The organism is Bacillus sp. FSL K6-0972, from assembly GCF_037976035.1.
In the GTDB taxonomy this organism is placed as follows: Bacteria; Bacillota; Bacilli; order Bacillales; family Bacillaceae; genus Bacillus; species Bacillus haynesii.
Window position 1 is genome coordinate 2,771,693 of the sequence record NZ_CP150260.1, and the last position, 24,379, is coordinate 2,796,071.

At 47.1% G+C, this 24,379-nt stretch carries 26 protein-coding genes; 1 reads left to right on the top strand and 25 read right to left on the bottom strand.

Annotated features, from left to right (window positions below; all coding sequences use genetic code 11):
- Positions 1-27: 27 nt before the first annotated feature.
- The 14 genes from MKX80_RS14000 to rpsU all read right to left on the bottom strand — a co-directional run bounded on the left by MKX80_RS14000 (position 28) and on the right by rpsU (position 10,910).
- Entirely contained in the window at positions 28-171 is a 144-nt protein-coding gene (locus tag MKX80_RS14000) for a YqzL family protein (protein ID WP_003183626.1), read from the bottom strand.
- Between the two features lie 162 nt (positions 172-333).
- A complete protein-coding gene (era, locus tag MKX80_RS14005; RefSeq protein ID WP_023855242.1) occupies positions 334-1,239 on the bottom strand; it encodes a GTPase Era in 906 nt (301 codons plus the stop codon).
- Entirely contained in the window at positions 1,220-1,630 is a 411-nt protein-coding gene (locus MKX80_RS14010; RefSeq protein ID WP_043928563.1) for a cytidine deaminase, read from the bottom strand. Before MKX80_RS14010 ends, era begins: the two co-directional genes overlap by 20 nt.
- A gap of 132 nt (positions 1,631-1,762) precedes the next feature.
- The gene (locus tag MKX80_RS14015; protein ID WP_154994354.1) at positions 1,763-2,143 is read right to left on the bottom strand and encodes a diacylglycerol kinase family protein; all 381 of its coding nucleotides are present in this window, start codon (positions 2,141-2,143) and stop codon (positions 1,763-1,765) included.
- On the bottom strand, positions 2,121-2,597 hold the full coding sequence (gene ybeY / locus MKX80_RS14020) for an rRNA maturation RNase YbeY (protein WP_182070354.1): 477 nt from the start codon (positions 2,595-2,597) through the stop codon (positions 2,121-2,123). The genes MKX80_RS14015 and ybeY overlap by 23 nt, the downstream gene beginning before the upstream one ends.
- The gene (locus MKX80_RS14025; protein WP_234113243.1) at positions 2,594-4,648 is read right to left on the bottom strand and encodes an HD family phosphohydrolase; all 2,055 of its coding nucleotides are present in this window, start codon (positions 4,646-4,648) and stop codon (positions 2,594-2,596) included. Before MKX80_RS14025 ends, ybeY begins: the two co-directional genes overlap by 4 nt.
- Before the next feature lie 164 nt (positions 4,649-4,812).
- Positions 4,813-5,772, bottom strand: coding sequence for a PhoH family protein (locus MKX80_RS14030; RefSeq protein ID WP_017474322.1), 960 nt, complete (start codon positions 5,770-5,772; stop codon positions 4,813-4,815).
- Positions 5,769-6,965, bottom strand: coding sequence for a sporulation protein YqfD (gene yqfD, locus MKX80_RS14035; RefSeq protein WP_154994360.1), 1,197 nt, complete (start codon positions 6,963-6,965; stop codon positions 5,769-5,771). The genes MKX80_RS14030 and yqfD overlap by 4 nt, the downstream gene beginning before the upstream one ends.
- 17 nt (positions 6,966-6,982) lie before the next feature.
- A complete protein-coding gene (gene yqfC / locus MKX80_RS14040; protein WP_003183644.1) occupies positions 6,983-7,264 on the bottom strand; it encodes a sporulation protein YqfC in 282 nt (93 codons plus the stop codon).
- Positions 7,265-7,319: 55 nt separating this feature from the next.
- Positions 7,320-7,766 (bottom strand): hypothetical protein, encoded by a 447-nt coding sequence (locus MKX80_RS14045; protein WP_154994362.1) that lies wholly within the window; start codon positions 7,764-7,766, stop codon positions 7,320-7,322.
- Positions 7,767-7,795: 29 nt separating this feature from the next.
- Positions 7,796-8,788 carry a flotillin-like protein FloA gene (gene floA, locus MKX80_RS14050; RefSeq protein ID WP_020452249.1) on the bottom strand — a complete coding sequence of 331 codons (993 nt, stop codon included), beginning with the start codon at positions 8,786-8,788 and terminating at the stop codon, positions 7,796-7,798.
- Between the two features lie 23 nt (positions 8,789-8,811).
- Positions 8,812-10,131, bottom strand: coding sequence for a nodulation protein NfeD (locus tag MKX80_RS14055; protein WP_154994364.1), 1,320 nt, complete (start codon positions 10,129-10,131; stop codon positions 8,812-8,814).
- Positions 10,132-10,275: 144 nt separating this feature from the next.
- The gene (locus MKX80_RS14060) at positions 10,276-10,722 is read right to left on the bottom strand and encodes a GatB/YqeY domain-containing protein (RefSeq protein WP_003183651.1); all 447 of its coding nucleotides are present in this window, start codon (positions 10,720-10,722) and stop codon (positions 10,276-10,278) included.
- Positions 10,723-10,736: 14 nt separating this feature from the next.
- On the bottom strand, positions 10,737-10,910 hold the full coding sequence (gene rpsU / locus MKX80_RS14065; RefSeq protein WP_003183654.1) for a 30S ribosomal protein S21: 174 nt from the start codon (positions 10,908-10,910) through the stop codon (positions 10,737-10,739).
- A 185-nt stretch (positions 10,911-11,095) separates the two neighbouring features.
- Here rpsU and MKX80_RS14070 point away from each other — a divergent pair, with 185 nt between their 5' ends.
- A complete protein-coding gene (locus tag MKX80_RS14070; RefSeq protein WP_268310021.1) occupies positions 11,096-12,031 on the top strand; it encodes a Na/Pi symporter in 936 nt (311 codons plus the stop codon).
- A 19-nt stretch (positions 12,032-12,050) separates the two neighbouring features.
- On the opposite strand, the gene deoC is transcribed toward MKX80_RS14070, so the two are convergent.
- The 11 genes from deoC to MKX80_RS14125 form a co-directional block, all read right to left on the bottom strand.
- The gene (gene deoC / locus MKX80_RS14075) at positions 12,051-12,722 is read right to left on the bottom strand and encodes a deoxyribose-phosphate aldolase (RefSeq protein WP_182070352.1); all 672 of its coding nucleotides are present in this window, start codon (positions 12,720-12,722) and stop codon (positions 12,051-12,053) included.
- Positions 12,723-12,812: 90 nt separating this feature from the next.
- On the bottom strand, positions 12,813-14,168 hold the full coding sequence (mtaB, locus tag MKX80_RS14080; RefSeq protein ID WP_075752251.1) for a tRNA (N(6)-L-threonylcarbamoyladenosine(37)-C(2))-methylthiotransferase MtaB: 1,356 nt from the start codon (positions 14,166-14,168) through the stop codon (positions 12,813-12,815).
- A gap of 2 nt (positions 14,169-14,170) precedes the next feature.
- Positions 14,171-14,938, bottom strand: a complete 768-nt coding sequence (locus MKX80_RS14085) for a 16S rRNA (uracil(1498)-N(3))-methyltransferase (protein WP_216930286.1) — start codon at positions 14,936-14,938, stop codon at positions 14,171-14,173.
- 23 nt (positions 14,939-14,961) lie between these two features.
- Entirely contained in the window at positions 14,962-15,897 is a 936-nt protein-coding gene (gene prmA / locus MKX80_RS14090) for a 50S ribosomal protein L11 methyltransferase (RefSeq protein ID WP_075752248.1), read from the bottom strand.
- Positions 15,898-15,920: 23 nt separating this feature from the next.
- Complete coding sequence (dnaJ, locus tag MKX80_RS14095; protein WP_020452258.1) at positions 15,921-17,048, bottom strand: molecular chaperone DnaJ; 1,128 nt, start codon at positions 17,046-17,048, stop codon at positions 15,921-15,923.
- 182 nt (positions 17,049-17,230) lie between these two features.
- Positions 17,231-19,069 carry a molecular chaperone DnaK gene (dnaK, locus tag MKX80_RS14100; protein WP_216930288.1) on the bottom strand — a complete coding sequence of 613 codons (1,839 nt, stop codon included), beginning with the start codon at positions 19,067-19,069 and terminating at the stop codon, positions 17,231-17,233.
- 23 nt (positions 19,070-19,092) lie between these two features.
- Entirely contained in the window at positions 19,093-19,677 is a 585-nt protein-coding gene (gene grpE, locus MKX80_RS14105) for a nucleotide exchange factor GrpE (RefSeq protein WP_154994374.1), read from the bottom strand.
- Positions 19,678-19,756: 79 nt separating this feature from the next.
- Complete coding sequence (gene hrcA / locus MKX80_RS14110; RefSeq protein WP_076791449.1) at positions 19,757-20,788, bottom strand: heat-inducible transcriptional repressor HrcA; 1,032 nt, start codon at positions 20,786-20,788, stop codon at positions 19,757-19,759.
- 80 nt (positions 20,789-20,868) lie between these two features.
- Complete coding sequence (gene hemW, locus MKX80_RS14115; RefSeq protein ID WP_268332947.1) at positions 20,869-22,008, bottom strand: radical SAM family heme chaperone HemW; 1,140 nt, start codon at positions 22,006-22,008, stop codon at positions 20,869-20,871.
- Positions 22,009-22,067: 59 nt separating this feature from the next.
- Positions 22,068-23,906, bottom strand: a complete 1,839-nt coding sequence (gene lepA / locus MKX80_RS14120) for a translation elongation factor 4 (protein WP_075752242.1) — start codon at positions 23,904-23,906, stop codon at positions 22,068-22,070.
- A gap of 145 nt (positions 23,907-24,051) precedes the next feature.
- A complete protein-coding gene (locus MKX80_RS14125) occupies positions 24,052-24,375 on the bottom strand; it encodes a YqxA family protein (protein ID WP_154994378.1) in 324 nt (107 codons plus the stop codon).
- Positions 24,376-24,379 lie beyond the last annotated feature (4 nt).

Genomic DNA, 24,379 nt, shown 5'->3' on the forward strand with positions numbered 1-24,379 from the left:
TCCAAAAATTGGAGGGGTCAAGCATGATCACAAAATTGGAAAGTCAATTTGCGCTAGCTCTTCTTCAAGTACTTCGGGTCTTTCCAGGTTCTCCTTTTCCAATTCTTTAAAAAGGAGGTACGTGTCAACGCTTCCTGTTTGTGAAAATACATTCCAAGTAAAATTCAACATAAAAAGCCCCACCTTTCTGTTAATAACTAGCTTTTTAAACATCCAAATTCTTAAGATTATCTTGACCTTGTATCCTCCATTTCATGTTAAACAATTTTTTCTAATATATCTTTGATTTCGAGAGATTTTGTCACGACTAAAGCGCGGTCAAGTTCTGTCCAATTAATACTCGTCTTCTCTAAATCCAAAATCACGAAGCTGAGACATCTTGTTGCGCCAGTCTTTCTGCACTTTAACCCACAGCTCTAGAAACACCGATGATCCGAGCAGCGCCTCGATATCGGTTCTTGCCCGCTTGCCGATTTCTTTAAGCAGGCTGCCCCTTTTTCCGATGACGATCCCTTTTTGCGAATCGCGTTCGACGACGATGGTCGCGCTCACATACACAGAACCGTTTTCCCGTTCTTGAATGGACTCGATCGAGACCGCAATGCTGTGAGGGATCTCTTCCCTTGTCAGATGCAGCACTTTTTCCCGAATCAGCTCAGAAATGATAAATCGCTCCGGATGATCGGTCACCTGGTCACTCGGGTAAAACTGCGGACCTTCCGGCAAATAATCCTCAATTTGCTTTAAAAGCGTATCGATATTATTTCCCTCAAGGGCGGAGATCGGAACGATTTCCTGAAACGGATACCTGGTTCTGTACTCATCGATCAGCACAAGAAGCTCATCCGGATGAATCCGGTCGATTTTGTTGACGATCAAAAATACCGGCGTCTTGACTCCTTTTAAGCGCTCGATGATAAATTCGTCGCCTTTTCCGTAGCCTTCCTCCGCATTGATCATGAACAAGATCAAGTCGACTTCCTTTAAAGTGTTCTGCGCCACCTTCATCATAAAGTCGCCCAACTTATGCTTCGGTTTATGAATGCCCGGCGTATCAATAAAAATCGTCTGGGATGTATCGGTTGTCAGCACACCTTGCACTTTGTTTCTTGTTGTTTGTGGTTTGTCGCTCATGATGGCGATTTTTTGGCCGATCACGCGATTCAAAAATGTAGATTTTCCTACGTTCGGTCGTCCGATAATGGAGACAAATCCTGATTTAAAGCTTTCCTGTGTCATGTAAGTCCTCCGATGAAAATGCTCCTGGCAGTAATTCTTGAACCGTCATTTCTTTGACTTGGCCATTCAGATTGGTTAAGATGACAGGCATGTTTGGTGAACAAAGTTCTGAAATCACCTGTCTGCACGCTCCGCACGGCGACACCGGACCCGGCGTATCCGCAGCGACGGCAAGCATCTTAAAGGACTTTTCCCCTTCTGAATAAGCCTTGAACAACGCTGTCCGCTCGGCGCAGTTGCACAGGCTGTATGCAGCATTTTCAATGTTGCAGCCTTTGTACACCTTGCCGTCCTCAGTCAAAAGGGCAGCGCCGACTTGGAATTTCGAATACGGAACATATGCAAATTCCCTTGCTTTTAAAGCTTCTGCAATCAATTCTTGTTTAGTCAATGTGTGTATTCCTTCCTATAGCGGTTATGGTACCGCTAACACTTTTATTTTACATAAAAATGGCTTCTTTTTCACGCCCAAATCACAAATGTAAAATTTTTGTAAGAATCGCGCACAATGAAAGGCATGGCATCAAAACAATTTTGACAAAAAGATGAGTAACCCAATCATACCCGAAACGGCTGCAAATACGCAAACCGCCCCGGCTGCCGCGTCCTTTGCCGCTTTTGCAAGCGGGTGGTTCTTCTTTGTGAAAAGGTCGACCGTATGCTCCACAGCCGTATTCATCAGCTCCAAGGCGAGCATTCCGCCGATCAGGATCAAGATGATGGTCCATTCGATCAGAGTCAGCCTGAAGAAAAAGCCGCAGGCGATCACGAGGATGGCGGCTCCGCAGTGAATTCTAAAATTGCGCTCTGACATGAACGTCTTGATTATTCCTGTAAAGGCGTTTGAAAAACTTATTTTCAGACGGCGCCATTCGTTTTGTTTATGAGGATCTTGAGAGCCCATATCGATTCAAAATTTCCTTTTGCTTAGTGAACATCTCTTTTTCTTCTTCCTCTGTCATATGGTCATAGCCGAGGAGGTGTAAAAAGCCGTGAACCGTCAGAAAACCCAGCTCTCTCATCAGTGAATGCCCGTATTCTTCGGCCTGTTCCTGTGCTTTATCAACGCTGATGATGATATCTCCGAGAACGGGCGGCATGTCAGCACCGATAATTTCAATCTCTCCTTCGCCGTCTTCTTCGAGGGCAAATGAAATGACGTCTGTCGGATAATCTTTTCCTCTGTACTCTTTGTTGATTTTTTGTATCTCTTCATTGTTGACGATCGTAACCGAGACTTCGGCGCCGTCTGCGACGCCTTCCTCTGCCGCTGCGAATTGAAGAAGCTTTTCAATTTCAGCAAGCCTGTCTTCTGGTACGCGTCCGGTATCGTCTGTGATATCTAGAATTAAACTCATGTATGTTTCACCTTCTGTTTAGGATTAGCTTCCGGATATTCGATCCGGGAATGAAAAATGCCTTTCAGCGTTTCGCAGAGCGTCTTCGCGATCGTATTGAGCTCTTTTAAAGTCAAATCGCATTCGTCAAACTGCCCGTCCTGCAGCTTATCCGATATGATCCCGCGCACCAGCTTTTCAATCCTTTCGGGGTTCGGATTATGCATTGAGCGGACGGCCGCTTCGACGCTGTCGGCCACCGAGATGATTGCCGCTTCTTTTGTCTGAGGCTTCGGACCGGGATAGCGGAACTCTTCCTCAGTCGTCTGATCGCCTTTTTCTTTCGCCTTATAGTAAAAAAACTTGAGCAGCGATGTGCCGTGATGCTGTTCGGCGATGTCGACAAGCTCCTTTGGCATTTTATGATCCCTCAACATATCGGCGCCGTCTGTCGCATGGGCAATGATAATGTTTTTGCTCAGCTGCGGAGAAAGCTTGTCATGCGGGTTATCAATATTCATTTGGTTTTCTATAAAGTATTGGGGCCGCTTTGTCTTGCCGATATCATGGTAATAGGCGCCGACTCTTGCCAGAAGCCCGTTGGCCCCGACCGCTTCGCATGCCGCCTCAGATAAGTTCGCGACCATAACGCTGTGATGATATGTGCCGGGTGTTTCCGTCAGAATTTTGCGGAGCAGCGGATGATTCGGGTTTGAAAGCTCGAGAAGCTTCATCGTGGACAGGATGCCAAATCCGCTTTCAAAAAACGGCATGAGCCCGAGAACAAGAACTGACGATCCGATGCCGGACACCGCCCCCATGACAAGGTATGTACCCATCTCAAGTCCGGTTTGCGCCGTGTTTTGAATCAGCTGCAGGGTAAACAGGACGACGATGTTGATCAGGGAGACAAACAAACCGGCCTGGAGGATTTTCGCCCTCGCATTATGCTTCCCTAAAAACAGTATACCCGCCATCGAGCTGATCAAGAAGTACGTTCCGATTCCATAGTTAAACGTGCCTGTCACACCCTGGTTAAACATCATGCTTCCGCAAATGGAAAGGATCATGCTCGACAGGATCGCCAGCCTTTCATTGATCAGTAGTTTAATGAGCATCACGCCCATCGCAATCGGCACGAGATAGCCGATATGGCCGATTTCAAGCTGCTGAAACAGGCTGATCACTTCCATGACGATTAAAACGATCCCTGTAATCAATGAAAACAGCATGAGCGACTTGTTTTTCGGAATCCGGCTGCTGTACTGTTTTTCGAAATAGTAAACCAATGCTGAAATGAAAAGCGCGATTAAAAGCAGCAGACCGCCGACAGGCTTGAAGATGTTGGCTCCGCTCAAGAGTCCTGTCAATTCAAGCTTTCGATAGACTTCCCTGTCGATCAGCTGATTTTCCTCAACGAGTATCTGCCCCTGCTTGATCTGTACCTGCTGCACGCTGTCAGCCGCTTCTTGACGCTTCTGCTCCGTCTTGTCGGGATCGTATACATAGTTGGGAATGATCGCAAAGCGTCCGATTTCATCAGCGGCGTTTTTTAATTTTGAAGGTATCGAATTGCCCTTCAGTTCTTTCGTTACATGTTCTTTCGCTTCATCAAGCTTTCCGGCGCGGATTTCTTTGCTCATCACATCATTGACGGCGGTGATGACGGAATCCTGTGTCATGGAAAGCTCTCCGTCGCTGGCCCTCAGCAGGTGTTTGACTGAATCCTGTGACAGCGAGTCCGTTACATCAGAAGTCAGCTTTTCTTCAACAGATTTGATCTGGTCTTTTTCAGATGGGGCCTGCTTGTCTTTTTTCTCTTGTTCTGCGCTTTCTTTTTTCACTTCTTTAATGATGTCGAATATCGATGAGACAAGGTCGACCCTGTTGTCAGAGTACTCTTTTTTCAAGGTGTACTGGTCGGGAACTTCCTCTCTCGCTTCCTGCTTTTTATTAGCCGTTGCCTTTTGGTCTTCGACTGTCGCCGGCGCATAGATCGTATTCTCGCTGATCGAAAATAAATCGAGGTCGAGGGACTCGGGCCTTACATGGAAAAACAGCAGGATGAACATCAACGCGGATAAAGCCGCATAAAGAATGACGGGAAGGAAGCGGCCGTTTTCCAAGCGGATGAGCCGAAACTTTCCGTCTCTTTTTTTCTTTTTCAACAAAAGCACCTCTTTTCCCGCGGGAAACTAAAAAATGACCCGATAACGGGCGATCGGGCCATTCGGAGTTATTTTGACTTTTCGTATGCTTCAATAATACGGGCGACAAGCGGGTGTCTGACCACGTCCGTCTGATCCAGTTCAACAATTGAAATGCCTTCGATATCAAGGAGCATCTTTTTTGCAACGGCAAGCCCTGATGTGACGCCCTTTGGCAAATCGATTTGCGTAATGTCGCCTGTAATGACCATTTTAGAACCAAAACCCAATCTCGTCAAAAACATTTTCATTTGTGCCGGTGTCGTATTCTGCGCTTCATCCAAAATCACAAATGCGTCGTCAAGCGTCCGCCCCCTCATGTAAGCAAGCGGCGCGATTTCAATCGTTCCTCTTTCAAGCAGCCGTGCCGTATGGTCCGTTCCGAGCACATCATGGAGCGCATCGTACAGCGGCCTTAAATAAGGGTCGACTTTCTCCTTTAAATCCCCTGGCAAAAATCCGAGGCTTTCCCCTGCTTCAACAGCTGGTCTTGTCAAAATGATTTTTTTGATGCGTCCGTTTTTCAGTTCATGAACGGCCTTTACGACAGCCAAATAGGTTTTCCCCGTTCCTGCAGGGCCGATGCCGAAGATTAAGTCGTGCCTTTTCATGGCGGCGATGTATTCTCTTTGACCGATGGTTTTGACTCTGATCGGTTTTCCTTTGGCGTTTTTCGTAATTTCCTCTTCATACATGCTTTCAAAAAACTCAAGCTTCTGCTTTTTCGCCATCTTGATCGCATACAAGACATCTCGTTCAGATATCTCGATTCCTTTGCGGATTAGATTCAAGAGGGACGCAAGCAGGCTGTCCACGATTTCAAATGTTTCTTCGTCTCCGGTCACATACACGGTTTCACCGCGCGTGACAATCGAAATGTTCAGCTCTTCCTCCATCAACTTCAAATGGGAATCCTGGTTCCCAAACAGCGCTTGAGCCTCGTTCGGACTTTCCAGTTGCTGATGAATCGCAAGTAAGTGTTCTGTCATTCTTTAGTCTCCTGAACAATTGGTGTTGTTTGAACAATGTCTTCAATAACCTGGTAAAGGATGATCAATTTAACTTTACCATTCTCGCTCGTTTCGTGCAAAACTTTTTCACTGATAATGTTCCCGTCGCTGCCGATTTTTTTCCTGATGTCTCTTTTTCCCATTTCGATCCCTTCAAGGACCGCTTCTTTTTTCGAGTACACCCTTTTGATTTGTTCGCTCTCCCTCGTATGTTCCTTTTCATACGCGACAGGAAGCGTAAAATTCATAAAATGCAGCGAGTGTTTTTCGGTTTCTGTCTTCGGGCGCGACAACTCTTCTTTTTTAAAAGAAAAGCCCCAGATCGGCACGGAAAAAGATCCGAGGGATAGCTTGTGACTTGTCCTTACTTTACCCGTAAAAACGTCAAATGATGTCTCAAGCGGAACCGTTACCTTTGACTTGTACCAGGTTTCACCGTAGATTTTCCCTTTGGCTCCGACTTTTTGCTTTTCCTCTTCGCTTCCGATCAGCCCGGAAACAAGCATTTGTCCTTTTTCAACGTGCTGGTTCACCGTGACGAGCGGTTCGCCTTTTTCCACGAACATTTTTGAGATGGTCGCCCCTTTTTTGGCGATGATGTGCCTCGGACCGATATATTTTTCTTTGTCAGGTTCATTCTTTTCAACCACTTTCATGTGAAGGGCAGTGCCGTTTAATTCGATGCCCACCCATGTGATGTTTTCAACGCGCTTTGTGAGCGCCTGCTGAATTTTTTCCGGGGTCAGCATTGTAAACTGCAAGCGGCCTTTTTTGACGCCGATTTGATCCAAGTGCTGTCTGATTTGATGTTCTGTCTCCGGATTGGCTCCTGTAATGTCAATCTTCCAAAGCATGTTGGACAATAGGAACATGATGATAAAAAATGCAGCAATTCCAAAAGTGAAACCGCTATTCCGTTTAGACTTCTGCACGAGGAAAGGAAAACCTTTTCGTTTGATAAACCGGCACTTGCAGTCGAAATCCCTGATGACCTTCCGGAAGGCATGTACATCAGAAAGCGGAATATAAAGAAAGACAGCGTCTTTCTTTTTCTTCACATTAAACATCGGGATGCTGCGCCTGGTGCATTCATTTAATAACCGTTCGATCCCCTTTCCCGTTATCTCGAGCTGGATCTTTCCAGAAAAAAAAGAAAGCCATTTATTCTTCACGCTTCTTTCCCCCCGACTTATGAATCGATATAGCGTACGAGCTCAATCGTGCCTTCAAGCAGAATTTCCTCAGGCAAAATCGTTTTGATGACAAAGTCTTTGCCTTGAATGATGCACTGCCCCTGTTTGAGCATCAGCCTTACTTCCGTATCGCTGAAAAGCAAAAGCCCTCTGTGGTTTTCAATATATATGTGAAGTCTTCCTATCATCGTAATTCTCGGAAGATCCATCATGACATCAGGGGGAATTTCCAGTGTTCTTGTCAGCCACGCTTTGATGCGGTTTTTTCTTTGCGCCATAAAAAAAGAACCCCCTTTCATCTCATATGTATGAATGAGAAGGGGGTTCTAATACTTAAATTTTAGGCCGGCGCCTCATTGTGTAATGCGGCTTTCTCGACCGCGGAGGGCCGAATACTTCGCTGAGGACAATGCCTTGGACAATCGTGTTTTTATTCATATCGAGCAGTTCTCGCTTCCGGTTGATCACCCGGCTGCTCTGCTTTTTAACGGTCCGTTCAACGGCCGGCATGGACCGCTCGGCATCCGCTTTGATTCTGCGGAGCTCTGCAGCCATATCTGCGCTTTTTGCAGCAGCAGCTGCCGCCGGCCGCTCAGTTTTATTTTCTGCAGGCCGGCGCTGCGCCGTCTGTTTCGGCGTCTGCGTCTTCGGCCGTTCTGGCGCCGGTTTTCGCTTCGTTTCTTCATTTTCATCATTTTTTCCGAGTTTGTTGAAAATGAAGGAAATGGCTGCGATAATGGCTGCCATGATAATTGGATTGTCGAACAGGATATCAAGCAATGAGCTCCCTCCTTTTTACAGGGGCTTGTTTATTTATGATCCTCTTCATTTTGGTCTTTCGTCATCTTTCCGAAAGAATCGCGCATGTCTGTGTCGGCGTCGATGTTTTTCATATTGAGGTAGTCCATGACACCGATTTTTCCGCTGCGGAGAGCTTCAGACATCGCAAGTGGCACTTCGGCTTCTGCTTCGACGACTTTGGCGCGCATTTCTTCGACGCGGGCGCGCATTTCCTGTTCTTGCGCAACCGCCATGGCGCGGCGTTCTTCCGCTTTCGCCTGGGCGATGTTTTTATCGGCTTCAGCCTGGTCGGTCTGCAGAATCGCTCCGATGTTTTTGCCGATATCAACGTCAGCAATATCGATCGATAGAATTTCAAACGCTGTGCCTGAATCCAACCCTTTGCTCAATACAGTTTGTGAAATCATATCCGGGTTTTCGAGCACTTTTTTATGATTATCGGAAGAACCGATTGTCGAAACGATCCCTTCGCCGACACGGGCAATAATCGTTTCTTCGCCCGCTCCCCCGACAAGGCGGTCGATGTTTGCGCGAACCGTGATTCTCGCTTTTGCTTTGACCTCGATACCATCCATTGCTACACCGGCAATAAACGGCGTTTCGATAACTTTCGGATTAACGCTCATTTGAACGGCTTCAAGCACGTCACGGCCCGCTAAATCGATGGCCGCACATCTGGCGAATGTGAGTTCAATGTTTGCACGTTGGGCAGCGATGAGCGCGTTGACAACCCGGTCAACATTACCCCCTGCAAGATAGTGGCTTTCAAGCTGATTGATGGTAACATCAAGTCCCGCTTTATGCGCTTTGATCAGCGGGTTCACCACGCGGTTTGGAATGACGCGGCGGAGCCTCATTCCGATCAGTGTGAAAATACTGATTTTAACACCAGCGGCTAAAGCCGAGATCCACAGCATGACCGGAACGAATGTAAAGAAGACAGCTAGTAAGATGATTCCGGCTGCGATAATAAGTAAAAGAAACAGTGTTGACGGATCCATAATATTCCTCCTAATAATGTAATTTATAATTCTCTCACAACAATGCGTGAGCCTTCCACTTTAACCACTTTCACTTTCTTGTCCTTTGCGGTGAACGAGCCTTCAGATACGACATCAAGCCGTTCATCGCCGATGATGACCGTTCCGGACGGTCTGAGCGGTGTATACGTGACGCCGGTTTTACCAATTAAATCGTGCCGGCTTTCATTTGACACGTATCCGCTTTCCGTGCTTGTTGAGTCGGTTAAGATCAATTTTTTAAAAAATTTCATACGCTTCCCCAACACCCTTGTCAATAGAATGGATGCCGCTATCGAAACAGCAGTTGCAATCAAAATGGAGACGGCCATGACCTTAAAGCTTCCCGAAGCTAAAAAGAGGCTCGCAACAATCGCGATCAGGCCGGCAATCCCTGCTATTCCGCCCGGCAGAAAAATCTCTAAAATGATTAAAATTATGCCTGCTGCAAACAGAAGGATCGTTTCCATTCCGGCAAGCCCGGCGACGAGATGACCGTAGAAAAAGAGCAGCAGCGCGGAGAGTCCCATAAAGCCGGGGATCCCAAAACCAGGCGAATAAAGCTCCACAATCAGCCCGAGGCTTCCGATTGAAAGGAGAATCGGAATCACGACCGGATGCGTGATGAACCTGGCCACCTTTTCGGCAAAGCTTACCTCGGCACGCTCGATTTTGGCATCCTTCAAATTCAGCTTTTTCAAAAGATCATCAAGGCTCGATGCTGTGCCTTCAGAATAGCCGACTTCCAGCGCTTTGTCAGGGCTTAAAGTGAGCAGCTCACCCTTCGGCGCCCCTACTTCTTTAGCATCGACGTCTGCATCGGCCATCGCAAGAGCGTATTTCGGATCACGTCCGTTTTTTTTGGCTGCGTCTTCCATTTCAGCCAGCCACAGCGATTCCGACTTTTTGTCAGCGGCATTTCCCTGTGTGTCAATGATCGCGGCAGCTCCCATTTTCCCGCCGGGCGCCATATAAATATCGTCTGCATTCAAGGCGAGGTAAGCGCCTGCGGACAGAGCCCTTCTATTCACATAAGCTGTCACCGGAATGTCGGAGTTATGTATCGTATCAGCCATGTCAAGGACTGCGTCGACCGCTCCGCCGGGGGTATTGATATCGAGTATGATATGTTTGGCATTCATATCTTCCGCTTCTTGAAAAGAGCGCTCAAGAAACTTTGAAAGCCCTTTTTCAACCGTTTCTTCGATCGGAATGACATACACTGTATCTCCATCCGCTTTCACGGTCAAATGAACGCCTAGTAATAAGAATAAAACAAAACCGCAGGCCAGAGCAACAAAAATTCTAAATTTTTTCAGCAGCAACGATGTCTGAAGCCTCCTTCCCCTATTATCATTAACATTATATACGTTATACATGTAGCAAAGGTTTCATCTTTCTACTACTTTTCTATTGTATGAACACGCACAAAAAAAGACGCCTTTAATTGCTTAAAAGGCGTCTTTTTCTTAAGACAGTTGTTTGCTGACAAGCTTATTGACGAGACCGCCGTCCGCCTTGCCTTTGACTTTCGGCATGACAGCGCTCATCACCTTGCCCATATCCGCTTTTGAAGAGGCGCCGACTTCGGCGATCGTCTCATTGACGATGTCGAGCAGCTCTTCTTCCGTCAGCTGTTCAGGCATATAAGCTTCCAGAATGTCTAACTCTTTTTGAACTTTATCTACTAAATCTGAACGATTAGCGTTTGAAAATTCATGGAGGGAGTCTTTACGCTGTTTTAATTCACGAGAAAGAACAGTCAGTTCTTCATCATCGGTCAGCCTGTCTTTCTTAAGCTTGATTGCTTCGTTTTGAAGCGAAGCTTTGACCATGCGAATGACAGTTAGTTTGTCTTTCTCACGGTTTTTCATATAGAGCTTCATATCTTGGTTCAGCCGCTCAAGAAGACTCATAAATCCACCCTCTTTTAGTATTTGCGCTTTCTTGCAGCTTCAGACTTTTTCTTGCGTCTTACGCTAGGTTTTTCATAAAATTCACGCTTTCTTGCTTCCTGCAAAGTACCTGTCTTTGATACACTGCGTTTGAAGCGACGAAGAGCATCTTCAAGCGATTCGTTTTTTCTAACGACCGTTTTTGACATTCTCTTTCCCTCCCTCCGAATACACCAATCGACTGCTTTAAAAAAAGACATACATATAAACATGTACTTTGACATTATAATATAAGCCTTCGGTAAGGTCAACCAAGGAGAATCGTTTTATTGTTCAGTCATGTTTTCGGCAGCTTGTCTGTATATATTTATAAAGGAGGCTGTTCGAAAAACTGATGGTGATCTTGATCTTATTCGTATTATTGATCGTTCTTTTTCTCAAAGGCATGAGCATGCTGAGAAAAGGCTTGATTTCACTGACATTTGAAAAAATTGAAAAGCGGCTGCTGCTGTTCACGGATCATCCGGTGAAAGCCTTTTTGGTCAGCATTGTTTTTACGGGGATTTTGCAAAGCAGCTCGGCATTTATGGTAATCGTCATTGGCTTTGTCTCAGTAGGCGCCCTTTCATTTAAACGTTCGATTCCGCTCATTTTGGGGACAAACATCGGGTCGACCTTCACAACGGAATTTTTAGCGGTGAAGCTGGAATTTTTGATTTTTGCCCTTTTTGCCGCAGGTGCTGTTCTTTTTATTGCCGGAAAATCCTCTGTTCGGCAAGTGGGCGTAAGCATGATCGGCTTGGGGGTTATTTTTTTCTGTATCAGCGGCTTCAGCCGGCTTGCCGTGCCTTTGTCACAGCTAGACTCGGGCTCTTATATCGTGAAGCTTGCCGAAGATTCACCGCTTTACGCCTTGATTATCGGCACCGTTTTGACCGCGATGATTCATTCCAGTTCGGCGTGTGTCGGCATCCTGATGAGCTTTATGGATCAAGGTGTCGTCGGTTTGACCGAAGCGATGAGTGTTGTTCTCGGCTCCAATATCGGGACATGCATCACAGCCGTGATGGCATCTTTCAAAGGCGGAGCTGCAGCCAGGCAAACGGCTTATGCCCATGTGCTGTTTAATGTCATCGGTGTAGCAGCTGTATACCCCATGCTCTCATCAATAACAGGCTTTATCTCCGGACTGTCCGAAAGCCCCGCTCAGCAGATTGCCCATTTCAGCCTGCTGTTCAACGTCGTCACGTCCCTATTGTTTCTGCCGCTCACAAATCTGTTTCATTCGCTGATCATGTTTCTTATTCCAAACAAAAACCAGGCCCGATAAACGCCTGGTTTTTGTTTGATTAGTAGTCTTCATCCGCTGTTAAGCCTTTGACAATCGACACGCCTGCGCTCGCTCCGATTCTCGTCGCTCCGGCTTCAATCATGGCAAGGGCGCTTTCCTTATCGCGGACGCCCCCCGAAGCTTTAACGCCGATATCAGGGCCGACAGCGTCCCGCATCAGTTTAATATCCCGGACTGTCGCACCGCCTCCGGAAAAACCGGTCGATGTTTTGACAAAGTCGGCGCCTGCTTTTACGGCCAGTTCACAAGCCTGCCTTTTTTCTTCATCCGTCAACAGTGACGTCTCTATGATGACTTTTACGAGAGCTTTGCCGTCGGCCGCGTCTGTCACCGCTCTGATGTCATGCTCCACGGTTCCAGTATCGCAGTCTTTTAATGCACCGATGTTGATCACCATATCAACTTCACCGGCCCCGTCTGCAATTGCCTGCTTGGTTTCAAAAGCTTTTGTTTCCGAAGATGTTGCACCTAAAGGAAAGCCGATAACCGTGCATACTTTCACCTCTGAATCTTTAAGAAGCTCGGCGCACAGCTTTACCCAGCATGGGTTCACGCAAACGGAGGCAAAACCGTAAACACGCGCTTCTTTGCAAAGCGTTTCAATTTCGGATTTGACAGTATCGGGCTTTAATACAGTGTGATCGATCATTCGCGCAATTTGTTTTGTCATCGTCCTGACTCCTTTTTAGATGGTTGTCTGCTTATGATATTCGCAAAAAAAGCCGGAACACCTTTTTCGTGAACCGGCTGAATTGATCATTTATGACGATAAGCGGATGTTTTCATGGACGTCATCTTCTGCGACGCGGACGAACTGTCCTTTGTTGTACGGATAGCCTGCTTCTAAAATCTTCACTTTAACAAGCTGGCCGATCAGGTCCTCTGAGCCTTCGAAAACGACCTTCATATAGTTGTCCGTGTAACCGACAAACAGGTTGTCTTCACCCGTTTCCGTGAACGGCTCTTCCGGAATGATCTCCAGAACATCGCCTTCATAGTCTGATGCGTATTCTTTCGCAAGCTGATCTGAAAGAGCGATCAATTTATGAACCCTTTCGTTTTTCACGTTCTCGTCAACCTGGCCGTCCATGCGTGCTGCCGGGGTTCCGGTCCGTTTGCTGTACGGGAAGACGTGGAGCTCGGAAAACTTGTGTTCTTTAATAAAGTTGTACGTCTCCATAAATTCTTCTTCCGTTTCACCCGGGAAGCCGACGATCACATCAGAAGTAACTGCAAGCCCAGGAAGAGCTTTTTTGAGTTTCGTCAGCCGATCGGCGAAAAACTCCATCGTATACTTTCTTCTCATCCGCTTTAAAACGCTGTTTGAGCCGGATTGAAGCGGGATGTGAAGGTGTCTGACGATCTTGTCTGAGCGGTCAAGCACTTCGATTACTTCGTCTGTAATTTGGCTCGCTTCGATTGAAGAGATACGGATTCGTTTCAGACCTTTTACACGGCTGTCCAATTCTTTCAACAGCTGCGCAAAGTTGTAGTCTTTCATATCTTCTCCATAACCGCCGGTATGGATACCGGTCAAAACGATTTCTTTATAGCCGGCATCAACGAGCTGCTGCGCCTGGCGGATGACTTCCTCAGGGTCGCGGGAACGAAGCAGGCCGCGCGCCCACGGAATGATGCAGAATGTGCAGAAATTGTTGCAGCCTTCTTGAATTTTCAAAGAAGCACGCGTTCTGTCGGTAAATGCAGGAACATCAAGCTCCTCAAACACTCTTGCTTTCATAATATTGCTGACGCCGTTAATCGGCTGTCTTTCTTCCTGGTACTGCTTAATATAGCCGAGCATTTTTTCGCGGTCTTGTGTTCCGACGACGATATCAACGCCCGGGATCGCCATGATTTCCGCCGGGGAAGTCTGGGCGTAGCACCCTGTCACGCAAATGACGGCGTCAGGATTTTGGCGGATCGCCCGTCTGATCACCTGGCGGCTTTTTTTATCACCTGTATTCGTGACGGTGCATGTATTAATGACGTATACGTCCGCCGAACTTTCAAATTCTTTTCTTTCGTAGCCGGCTTCTTTGAAAAGCTGCCAGATTGCTTCTGTTTCATAATGGTTGACCTTGCAGCCAAGTGTATGAAATGCAACGGTTGCCATTGTTATTCACCTCTTAATAACTCTGTATGATAAGAAACTGCCGCCAACGCGTACAGCGGAGCTGTTTCCGCCCTTAAAATCCGCGGACCAAGCCCGCAGGCGAGGGCTCCTTTTTCTTTAAGCGCCTCAATTTCATCTTCTGAAAATCCGCCTTCAGGACCGAACACCATGAGTACGGATGATCCTTCCGGCAGGCTTTTGAGCACGGATTGAAACCGGCTCGTCTCGCCTTGCTTTGATGACTCTTCGTATGCAACGACACATTTATCGAAGTCCTCAAGGCTCTCAAGCAAACGTTGAAACGTGTGAACCGGCGCCACTTCGGGAATCGCGTTTCTGTGGGACTGTTCTGCGGCTTCCTTGGCGATTTTCGCCCACCTTTCCCGCTTTTTCTTTGCCTTTTTTTCATCAAGTTTAACAACGGAGCGCGATGCCTGAAAAGGAATAAACGAGCTTGCACCGAGCTCTGTCCCTTTTTGAATGATCCATTCCAGCTTATCTCCTTTTGGGAGGCCGTTTGCAATATGGATCTGGACGGGCAGTTCGCGTGTTTCCTCCGTCCATTCGATTACGCTCAATAAAACCTCTTCTTTTGTGACGGACTCGATCCGGCATTTCGCTTCATGGCCGTCTTTTGCACAGCAAATGACCTCGTCTCCGGGAGACATCCTCATCACAGTCGCAATGTGATGTACGTCTTCACCTTTGATCGAGAACGAAGGTGCGGCTGTGACCTCTTGTTTTGATTGTTCGATAAAATATCGTTGCATACGCTTGTCACACCTACTAACGATTATTTTTTAGCGATGATGCTGACCCAGTCCTCCATTGAAAGAACCTCGACGATCGTAAAGCCTTCTTTCACCAGTGCATCTTTGACTTCCTGTTTTTTCTGCTGGATGATCCCCGAAGTAATGAAATAACCGCCGTCTTTCAACAGGCTGTATGCCTGATCCGTAAAACGCAAGATGACCTCGGCCAGGATGTTGGCGACGATGACGTCTTTTTCCCCTTCGACGCCGTCGAGCAGATTATTTTGCTTGATCACGATATGATCGCTGACTTTATTGAGCTTGGAGTTCAAGCGGGCGCTTTCAACGGCTACAGGATCGAGATCATATCCTTCAACCTGTTTGGCGCGAAGCATGGCTGATGCAATGCTTAAAATGCCTGTTCCCGTTCCGACATCCACAACCGAATCCCCTTCTTTCACATACCTTTCGAGTGCCTGTATGCAAAGTACGGTTGTCGGGTGTGTGCCTGTTCCGAACGCCATTCCCGGATCCATCTCGATGATGAGTTCATCCGTATGAACCGGTGTGTACTCTTCCCATGTCGGAACAATCGTAAATTTCTCAGAAATTTTTACGGGATGATAATATTTTTTCCATGCTGTCGCCCATTCTTCTTCGTTAACCTCGCTGATGGTGATTTTGTTGCGTCCGAGGTCAATATCATACAGCAGCAGATTATTGATGGTTTCCTTGATTCCTTCTACAGTCTCCCCCAAAAAGCTGTTGATCGGGAGATACGCTTTGATGATGACTCCTTCATCAGGATAATCATTGGGATCGAGCTGGTAGATTTCTCCGTATACATTCTCACGCTCTTTAATTAAATCAAGCGGATCCTCAATCACGACTCCACTCGCACCAGCTTCATGTAAAATATTCGAGATGGGCTCAACCGCTTCATGTGTCGTGTGAATGCAGATTTCGGACCATTTCATACTACCAACTCCTCATCCAATCATTAATCGCCTTTAAAGGCGCGCTTTACTTTATCGAAAAAACTCATTTCTTGTTCATCCGGCATATTTCCGCTCACTTCTGCAAATTCGCGGAGAATATTTTTCTGGTTTTCTGTTAAATTCGTCGGTGTCACAACGCGGACGACGATGTGCTGATCGCCTTGACCGTACCCGCGTACGTTGGCAACTCCTTTTCCTTTTAAGCGGAACTTGGTGCCTGTCTGCGTGCCCGCCGGCACTTTTAATTTTACTTTACCGTGAAGAGTAGGCACTTCGATTTCGTCCCCGAGCGCAGCCTGTGCAAATGTCAGCGGCATTTCGCAGTAAATATCGTCTCCATCGCGCTCGAAAAATTCGTGTTCTTGGACGCGGAAAACGACGAATAAGTCACCTGACGGACCGCCGTTGATCCCCGGTTCACCCTGTCCGGATACTCGAAGCTGCTGGCCGTCATCCACACCCGCCGGGATGGTGACATTGATTTTCTTGCGTTTTTTCACTTTTCCTGTACCGCCGCAAGTTGAACATTTGTGCTTAATTTGCTTACCCGTTCCATTACAGTAATGACATACTCTTCTGTTGACAACTTTTCCGAACGGAGTCGACTGCTCCATGTTCAGCTGGCCTGATCCGCCGCAGTGTGAACATGTTTCCGGCTTTGTTCCCGGTTTTGCACCAGAGCCGCTGCATGTTTCACACGTTTCTTCACGCGGAATTTCGATTGTCGTCTCTTTTCCGAAGGCTGCTTCTTCAAATGACAGTGTCATCGTATACTGCAGATCGGCACCCTGCCTCGGGGCATTCGGGTCTCTCCGCCTTGCACCGCCTCCGAAAATGCTTGAGAAAATATCGTCAAACCCAAAGCCGCCGAAGTCGCCGCCGCCGAAACCTCCGCCGCCGAATCCCTGATTTGGATCGGTATGGCCAAACTGGTCGTAATGAGCCCGTTTTTGGTCATCAGAAAGTGTTTCATAGGCTTCCTTGACTTCTTTGAATTTTTCATCCGCTCCGGCTTCTTTGTTGATGTCCGGGTGATATTTTTTAGAAAGCTTGCGGTAAGCTTTTTTAATCTCATCTTTAGAAGCGCTCTTACCTACCCCAAGCACCTCATAGTAATCACGCTTACTCATCTCTTCACACTCCCGATTTTCTCACATAAATTAGATTGTATCATTTCAAATTATGTTTTTTCAATTCCTTTTGTCCTTTAGGAAGAAAAAAGTCAAAGTCAAGAGATCCTGACTTTGACTTTCATCGCCTGTAAGGTCATGTGCTGTGCAAACCGGGGTAAGCACAGCACATTTTATTTCAATTATTTTTGATCTTTGTCGTCGCTTACTTCTTCATATTCAGCGTCCACGACATTGTCGTCGGCTTTTTTAGCGCCGGCGCCGCCGTCTTGCTGAGCTTGAGCTTGTTTTGCAGCTTCTTCGTAAAGCTTCATTGAAAGCTCTTGGACGATCGCTTGCAGCTCATCTTTTTTCGCCTTGATTTCATCAAGGTCATTTTTCTCGATCGCAGCTTTTAGCGCATCTTTTGCTTCATTCGCTTTTTTCACTTGTGCTTCATCGGCTTTGCCTTCAAGATCCTTCAGCGTTTTTTCAGTTGTGAAGACAAGCTGATCCGCTTCGTTGCGAAGTTCGATTTCTTCTTTTTTCTTCTCATCCGCTTCAGCGTTTTCTTCAGCTTCTTTCACCATACGCTCGATCTCGTCGTCAGAAAGGCCTGAAGAAGATTTGATCGTGATGTTTTGCTCTTTGCCAGTGCCAAGATCTTTCGCGCTGACGTTGACGATACCGTTCTTATCGATGTCAAATGACACTTCGATTTGCGGTACGCCGCGAGGAGCCGGTGGGATATCTGTAAGCTGGAAGCGTCCGAGCGTTTTGTTGTCGGCAGCCATTGGGCGCTCACCTTGGAGCACGTGGATGTCAACCGCTGTTTGGTTGTCGGCTGCTGTTGAGAACACTTGGGACTTGCTTGTCGGGATTGTCGTGTTGCGCTCAATCAGCTTCGTGAACACGCCGCCCATCGTTTCGATACCAAGTGACAGCGGAGTTACGTCAAGAAGGACAACATCTTTGACATCGCCTGTGATGACGCCGCCTTGAATGGCTGCACCAAGGGCTACGACTTCGTCAGGGTTGACGCCTTTATGCGCTTCTTTTCCAGTTTCTTTTTTGATCGCTTCCTGAACGGCAGGAATACGTGTTGATCCGCCGACAAGGATCACTTTGTCGATTTCGCTTGCAGAAAGTCCTGCATCTTGAAGAGCCTGACGGACAGGACCCATTGTGCGCTCTACCAAATGTGAAGATATCTCTTCAAATTTCGCGCGGGTCAGTGTCAATTCAAGATGCAGCGGACCTGCTTCACCCGCTGTGATAAACGGCAGCGAAATTTGCGTAGAAGATACGCCGGAAAGGTCTTTTTTCGCTTTCTCAGCCGCATCTTTTAAGCGCTGAAGCGCCATTTTGTCTTTAGAAAGGTCGATGCCGTTTTCTTTTTTGAATTCTGAGACGAGATGATCGATGATCACTTGGTCAAAGTCGTCTCCTCCAAGGCGGTTGTCACCCGCTGTAGAGCGAACTTCGAATACGCCGTCTCCCAATTCAAGGATGGAAACGTCGAATGTACCGCCTCCAAGGTCGTAGACGAGGATCGTCTGATCTTCTTCCGTTTTATCCAGGCCGTATGCAAGCGCAGCTGCAGTCGGCTCGTTGATAATCCGCTCAACTTCAAGTCCGGCGATTTTACCGGCATCTTTTGTCGCTTGACGCTCTGCATCGTTGAAGTATGCAGGAACTGTGATCACGGCTTTAGATACCGTTTCGCCCAAATAGCTTTCAGCATATGATTTCAAATGCTGAAGGACGATGGCAGACACTTCTTGCGGCGTGTACTTTTTGCCTTCGATTTCAACTGTATAGTCCGTGCCCATGTGGCGCTTGATCGACATGATCGTGTTCGGATTCGTGATGGACTGGCGTTTCGCCACTTCACCCACCTGGCGCTCTCCGTTTTTAAATGCAACAACTGAAGGAGTCGTGCGGGCTCCTTCTGGATTTGGGATGACTTTCGGCTCTCCGCCTTCAAGCACTGCAACGCATGAGTTCGTTGTTCCCAAGTCGATTCCGATTACTTTGCTCATGATTTTTACCTCCTGCTATGTAGTTATTGATTGACTTTTACCATAGAAGGACGGATCACCCGGTCCTTAAGTTTATAGCCTTTTTGCAGTTCCTCAACGACTGCGTTTGATTCGTACGCTTCATCCTCAACCTGCATAACAGCCTGATGCATGTTCGGGTCAAATTGCTCTCCGACTGATGGAATCTGTTCAACTCCTTCATTTTTAAGAGCCTCCAAAATTTGACGGTGCACCATTTCCATCCCTTGAAGCAGGCTTTTCGTCTGCTCGTTGTCAGGATCGATCTGAAGTGCGCGTTCAAAGTTGTCAAGCGCCGGTAGCAATTCGCTGATGATGCGCTGGGAACGGTACTTTTCAGCAGCCTCAAGGTCAAGGCGTGCGCGTCTTTTGTAGTTTTCAAAGTCCGCCTGAACACGTAAAAGTTTATTTTCTTTTTCTTCAAGACGTTCTTGAAGTTCTTTTAGTTGTTTTTCAAGCATTTCTGTTTGAGTGTCTTCTGCCGGGGCATCAGCTTCAGCAGCCGTTTGTTCAGCTTCGGCTGTCTCCGCTTCTGTCTCGTTCAGTTCCTCTTGTTCGTTTAGCTCTTCAGTTTGTTTTTCTTCTGCCATCTGTGTTCACCTCCCTTAAAGGATGAGTTTCATGATAAAGAAGGGATTTCTCCCTTCTGTCTCTGTTTTAGGTACTGCCTTACCCATCATACAAACTTGTCAGCGCTTTTGACAAGTCAGATGATACGTGCTGAAGCAAACCGACGACGCGGGAGTAGTCCATGCGCGTCGGCCCGATGACCGCGATGGAGCCGATCTGTTTAGAGCCGACTGTGTATGTTGCGGTAATCAGGCTGCAGTTTTCCATTTCTTCATAGTCGTTTTCTTTGCCGATTTTAATGGTGATTCCAGACTCAGTCGACTGAAAGAGCCGGAGAATCTCCTGTTCTTTTTCAATGAGCGACAATAGCGATTTCACTCTGTCAATATCGTGAAATTCGGGCTGATTCAGCATATTAATCTTGCCGCCGAAAAACAGCCGGTCGGTTTGAACAGATGAATCCAGCGTTGCGCCGAGCGCATGCAAAATCGTATCGTAATTTTGGATGTGCGATTTTAAGAAGATGACAACCTCTTTGAAAATCCTGTCTTTCAGCTCTGAGATCGGCACGCCTCTAAGGCGTTCATTTAATATATTCACCAGCTTTTCGAGATCGGAAAGATTGACCTCCGCCGGAAAATTAATCGTTTTATTCTCGACATGGCCGGTATTCGTTACTAGAATGGCAACGGCCTTCTTGGGCTGAACCGGTACAATCTGGATTTGTTTGAGATGGTTTTCGCTCAGTCTCGGACCGAGGACAATCGATGTATAATTTGTCAGGTCGGACAGCACTTGAGCCGACTTCTGCACGGCTTTTTCGAGTTCAAAGATTTTTTCTTTGAAAATCGAATGAATAATGTTCAAGTCCGTTTTTGACAGCTTTCCAGGTGAAAGCAAATGATCGACATAATAGCGATAGCCTTTTTCAGAAGGAATCCGGCCTGAAGATGAGTGGGTTTTTTCGATAAAACCGAGCTCTTCCAAGTCAGCCATTTCGTTTCTGATCGTTGCTGAGCTGAATGTGATATCTTCCTTTTTGGAAAGCGTTCTAGATCCTACCGGCTGAGCTGAACGAATGAAATCGTTGACGATAACCTGCAAGATTAACAGCTGACGATTTGTTAACATCCATATCACCCCTGTTAGCACTCGACACAACTGAGTGCTAATTGTATATCAAAATTACCAAACCGAAATCAAAATGTCAATTATAACTCACCCAGGAATGCCTGAAACACTTCATTCCCCAATAGTTTTCCATTATGTGTTAAAAACACATTTTTGTTCGTGTTCACAATCAGCCCTGTTTCTTCCAGCGAATAGAGCACTTTCGGGAAGAGATCGTCAACAGATCTTCCGTATTTTTCGAAAAAGCGCTCTTTGTCTATTCCCGCGGTTTTTCGAAGACCGAGAAACATTTCTTCTTCAATCTGTTCATTTTTTGTGACCTTGTGTTGCTCCTTATAAGGAAAGCCTGACTGCTCAATCAGGTCGATATAGTGTTTGACAGGGCCTGCATTTACCGTTCTTTCACCATTAATATAGCCGTGTGCGCCCGCGCCAAAACCGAAATATTCCTCATTGTTCCAATATGTGAGGTTATGTTTGCTCTCATATCCTTTTTTGGCGTAGTTGCTGATTTCGTATTGGCCGATGCCCGCTTCTTCCATTTTCCGCATCACGAGTTCGTACATTTCAGCTTCCTGATCCTGCGGCGGCAGGTGAAGCCGGCCTTTTTTCATCAAGTTATAAAAAACGGTTTTCGGTTCGACGATCAGCGAATAGACCGAATAGTGTTCAGCCCCGAGGGCAAGCGCCGTATCGAGTGATGAAGCGAGGTGGCCGATGGTTTGTCCGGGCAGACCGAACATCAGATCAAGGCTGATATTATCAAACCCCGCCTTTCGCGCTCTTTCAAAGGAAACGAGCACATCTTTTTGCTCGTGGACCCTGCCGATTTTTTTTAGCAGCTCGTCTTCAAACGTCTGCACGCCAAAGCTCAGCCTGTCGACACCGGCAGCTTTTAAAGCGTCCAGCTTTTCAGCCGATAAATCGTCGGGATTGGCTTCCACTGCAAATTCAGCAAGGCTTTCGGACGGTTTCAAAATGCGATGAATGGAATCGAGGAGCCGTTCGAGCTGCGCTGCAGACAACGATGTCGGCGTTCCTCCCCCGATAAAGATCGTTTTCAGCTCCGGATGTCCGGCTGCTTCCATTGAATTGGCCATTTCCTTCTCTAAAGAACGCAAATATTCATCAACCGGCTGAGATTGAATAAAAAACTTGTTGAAGTCGCAATAATGGCAAATGTGCTCGCAAAACGGAATGTGGATATATGCTGCTTTCATTGTTTTCACCTTCTTTTACAGGAAGAAGCCGCAGTGTGTTACGCTGCGGCAGCTCATGATTATGATTTCGGGCCGCTGTCGTCCATTTTCAGGACTGCCATAAAGGCTTCCTGCGGAACTTCGACAGAGCCGACCTGTTTCATTCTTCGCTTTCCTTCCTTTTGCTTTTCAAGCAGTTTGCGCTTTCTGGAAATATCCCCGCCGTAGCACTTCGCCAAAACGTTTTTGCGCATGGCTTTGATGGTTGAACGGGCGACAATTTTGGTGCCGATGGCTGCCTGGACAGGCACTTCAAACTGCTGGCGCGGAATGAGCTCCTTCAGCTTTTCGACGATAACCTTTCCTCGTTCATAAGCATAATCGCGGTGAACGATAAAGGAAAGGGCATCGATTTTTTCGCCGTTCAGCATAATATCCATTTTCACGAGCTTGGACGGTTTATATCCGATGAGTTCGTAATCAAATGATGCATAGCCTTTCGTATTTGATTTAAGCTGATCGAAAAACTCGTAGACGATTTCCGCAAGCGGAATTTCGTAGACAATGCTGACGCGGTTCGCATCAAGGTACTGCATATCGATAAACTGACCGCGCTTGCCCTGGCACAGTTCCATGACCGCTCCGACAAAGTCGTTCGGCACCATCATCGTCGCTTTGACGAACGGTTCTTCCACCCGGTCGATCTTCTGCGGATCAGGCATATTTGACGGGTTATCGACGACGATTTTTTCACCGTCTGTCATGTACACGTCGTAGATAACGCTCGGAGCCGTCGTAATCAAATCGATATTGAATTCGCGTTCAATCCGCTCCTGGATGATTTCCATGTGGAGCATCCCTAAGAAACCGCAGCGGAAGCCGAATCCGAGAGCCTGGGACGTTTCCGCTTCGTACTGCAGGGCTGAATCGTTCAGCTCAAGTTTTTCAAGCGCTTCACGCAAGTCGTTGTATTTCGCTGTATCAATCGGATACAGACCGCAATAGACCATCGGATTCAGCTTTCTGTAGCCTGGCAGGGCTTCGGGCGCAGGGTTTTCCGCGCTCGTAATCGTATCCCCTACACGGGTGTCTCCGACGTTTTTGATTGCGGCCGTCAGGAATCCGACGTCGCCGACAGTCAGTTCGTCAACCGGGACGGCCTTCGGTGTGAAAACGCCGACTTCAGTGACTTCAAATTCTTTTCCGGTCGCCATCATCTTGATTTTTTGACCGGCTTTTACGGTACCTTGCACGACTCTGATATAAGCGACAACCCCGCGGTATGCATCATACAGAGAGTCAAAGATCAGCGCTTGAAGCGGCGCTTCCGGATCTCCGCTTGGTGCCGGAACCTTTTCAACGATCTGCTCCAATATTTCTTCAATTCCGATGCCTGCTTTTGCTGAAGCAAGGACGGCTTCTGAAGCGTCAAGACCGATAACATCCTCGACTTCCTGGCGGACGCGTTCGGGTTCTGCGCTCGGAAGGTCGATTTTATTAATGACCGGCAGGATTTCAAGGTCGTTGTCAAGCGCAAGGTAAACGTTCGCCAGCGTTTGCGCCTCGATTCCCTGTGCGGCGTCGACGACGAGAATCGCGCCTTCGCATGCGGCAAGGCTTCTCGAAACCTCATACGTAAAATCGACGTGTCCCGGGGTATCGATCAGATGAAAAATATATTCCTCTCCGTCCTTCGCCTGATATTTCAGCTGTACGGAGTTCAGTTTAATGGTGATTCCTCTTTCACGTTCCAAATCCATTGAGTCGAGGAGCTGTTCTTTCATTTCCCTTTGAGTGATTGCCGCCGTTTTTTCCAAGATTCGATCCGCAAGCGTTGACTTGCCGTGGTCGATATGGGCGATAATAGAGAAATTTCGGATTCTCGACTGCCTTTGTAATCGTTTTTCTTTATCTGTCACACTAATCACTCCTACTATGAAACGCAATATGCGCTAGCTTAGATTATATCAATAGGGTTGTGAAGATTCAATGCTAAGTCACATATGCTTTCTAAACCCGAAACAGAAAAAACGAGTCCTGCATCCGGCTCGTTTTTTCTTTTGCTTATTCCGTTTTTTCCTTTACCCAGTCATACAATGAACGGGCTGTGTTTGTGACCGAATCGGCCAGGGCTCGGCCGGCCGAGGAAAAGAGGTTGAAAGCTTCCAGCTGTTCCAGCTCTTTTTGTTTTTCCTTCAAATCGATTTGATGGCCGAGGACTGACGCCTCTTTCGCATCCCCTTCAGATATGCTGAGCGCTGCTTTTAAATCAGGGTCCTCGTACCCTTTCATTTCAATCATTCCGTTGTTCGCCTGCTGCATGCCGAGAAGAACGCCGAAAAACATGACAGCGCAAGCCAATATGCATTTTCCCATAAAAGAAGCCACTTCG

What these genes read in the sequence shown, in the direction of transcription:
- MKX80_RS14000 (WP_003183626.1), bottom strand. Translation starts at nt 171, where the DNA reads ATGTTGAATTTTACTTGGAATGTATTTTCACAAACAGGAAGCGTTGAC.
- era (WP_023855242.1), bottom strand. Translation starts at nt 1,239, where the DNA reads ATGACACAGGAAAGCTTTAAATCAGGATTTGTCTCCATTATCGGACGA.
- MKX80_RS14015 (WP_154994354.1), bottom strand. Translation starts at nt 2,143, where the DNA reads ATGGGCTCTCAAGATCCTCATAAACAAAACGAATGGCGCCGTCTGAAA.
- ybeY (WP_182070354.1), bottom strand. Translation starts at nt 2,597, where the DNA reads ATGAGTTTAATTCTAGATATCACAGACGATACCGGACGCGTACCAGAA.
- MKX80_RS14025 (WP_234113243.1), bottom strand. Translation starts at nt 4,648, where the DNA reads ATGTTCATCCTGCTGTTTTTCCATGTAAGGCCCGAGTCCCTCGACCTC.
- MKX80_RS14030 (WP_017474322.1), bottom strand. Translation starts at nt 5,772, where the DNA reads ATGACAGAACACTTACTTGCGATTCATCAGCAACTGGAAAGTCCGAAC.
- yqfC (WP_003183644.1), bottom strand. Translation starts at nt 7,264, where the DNA reads ATGGCGCAAAGAAAAAACCGCATCAAAGCGTGGCTGACAAGAACACTG.
- floA (WP_020452249.1), bottom strand. Translation starts at nt 8,788, where the DNA reads ATGGATCCGTCAACACTGTTTCTTTTACTTATTATCGCAGCCGGAATC.
- MKX80_RS14060 (WP_003183651.1), bottom strand. Translation starts at nt 10,722, where the DNA reads ATGAGTCTTCTTGAGCGGCTGAACCAAGATATGAAGCTCTATATGAAA.
- rpsU (WP_003183654.1), bottom strand. Translation starts at nt 10,910, where the DNA reads ATGTCAAAAACGGTCGTTAGAAAAAACGAATCGCTTGAAGATGCTCTT.
- MKX80_RS14070 (WP_268310021.1), top strand. Translation starts at nt 11,096, where the DNA reads ATGGTGATCTTGATCTTATTCGTATTATTGATCGTTCTTTTTCTCAAA.
- deoC (WP_182070352.1), bottom strand. Translation starts at nt 12,722, where the DNA reads ATGACAAAACAAATTGCGCGAATGATCGATCACACTGTATTAAAGCCC.
- mtaB (WP_075752251.1), bottom strand. Translation starts at nt 14,168, where the DNA reads ATGGCAACCGTTGCATTTCATACACTTGGCTGCAAGGTCAACCATTAT.
- MKX80_RS14085 (WP_216930286.1), bottom strand. Translation starts at nt 14,938, where the DNA reads ATGCAACGATATTTTATCGAACAATCAAAACAAGAGGTCACAGCCGCA.
- prmA (WP_075752248.1), bottom strand. Translation starts at nt 15,897, where the DNA reads ATGAAATGGTCCGAAATCTGCATTCACACGACACATGAAGCGGTTGAG.
- dnaJ (WP_020452258.1), bottom strand. Translation starts at nt 17,048, where the DNA reads ATGAGTAAGCGTGATTACTATGAGGTGCTTGGGGTAGGTAAGAGCGCT.
- dnaK (WP_216930288.1), bottom strand. Translation starts at nt 19,069, where the DNA reads ATGAGCAAAGTAATCGGAATCGACTTGGGAACAACGAACTCATGCGTT.
- grpE (WP_154994374.1), bottom strand. Translation starts at nt 19,677, where the DNA reads ATGGCAGAAGAAAAACAAACTGAAGAGCTAAACGAACAAGAGGAACTG.
- hrcA (WP_076791449.1), bottom strand. Translation starts at nt 20,788, where the DNA reads ATGTTAACAAATCGTCAGCTGTTAATCTTGCAGGTTATCGTCAACGAT.
- hemW (WP_268332947.1), bottom strand. Translation starts at nt 22,008, where the DNA reads ATGAAAGCAGCATATATCCACATTCCGTTTTGCGAGCACATTTGCCAT.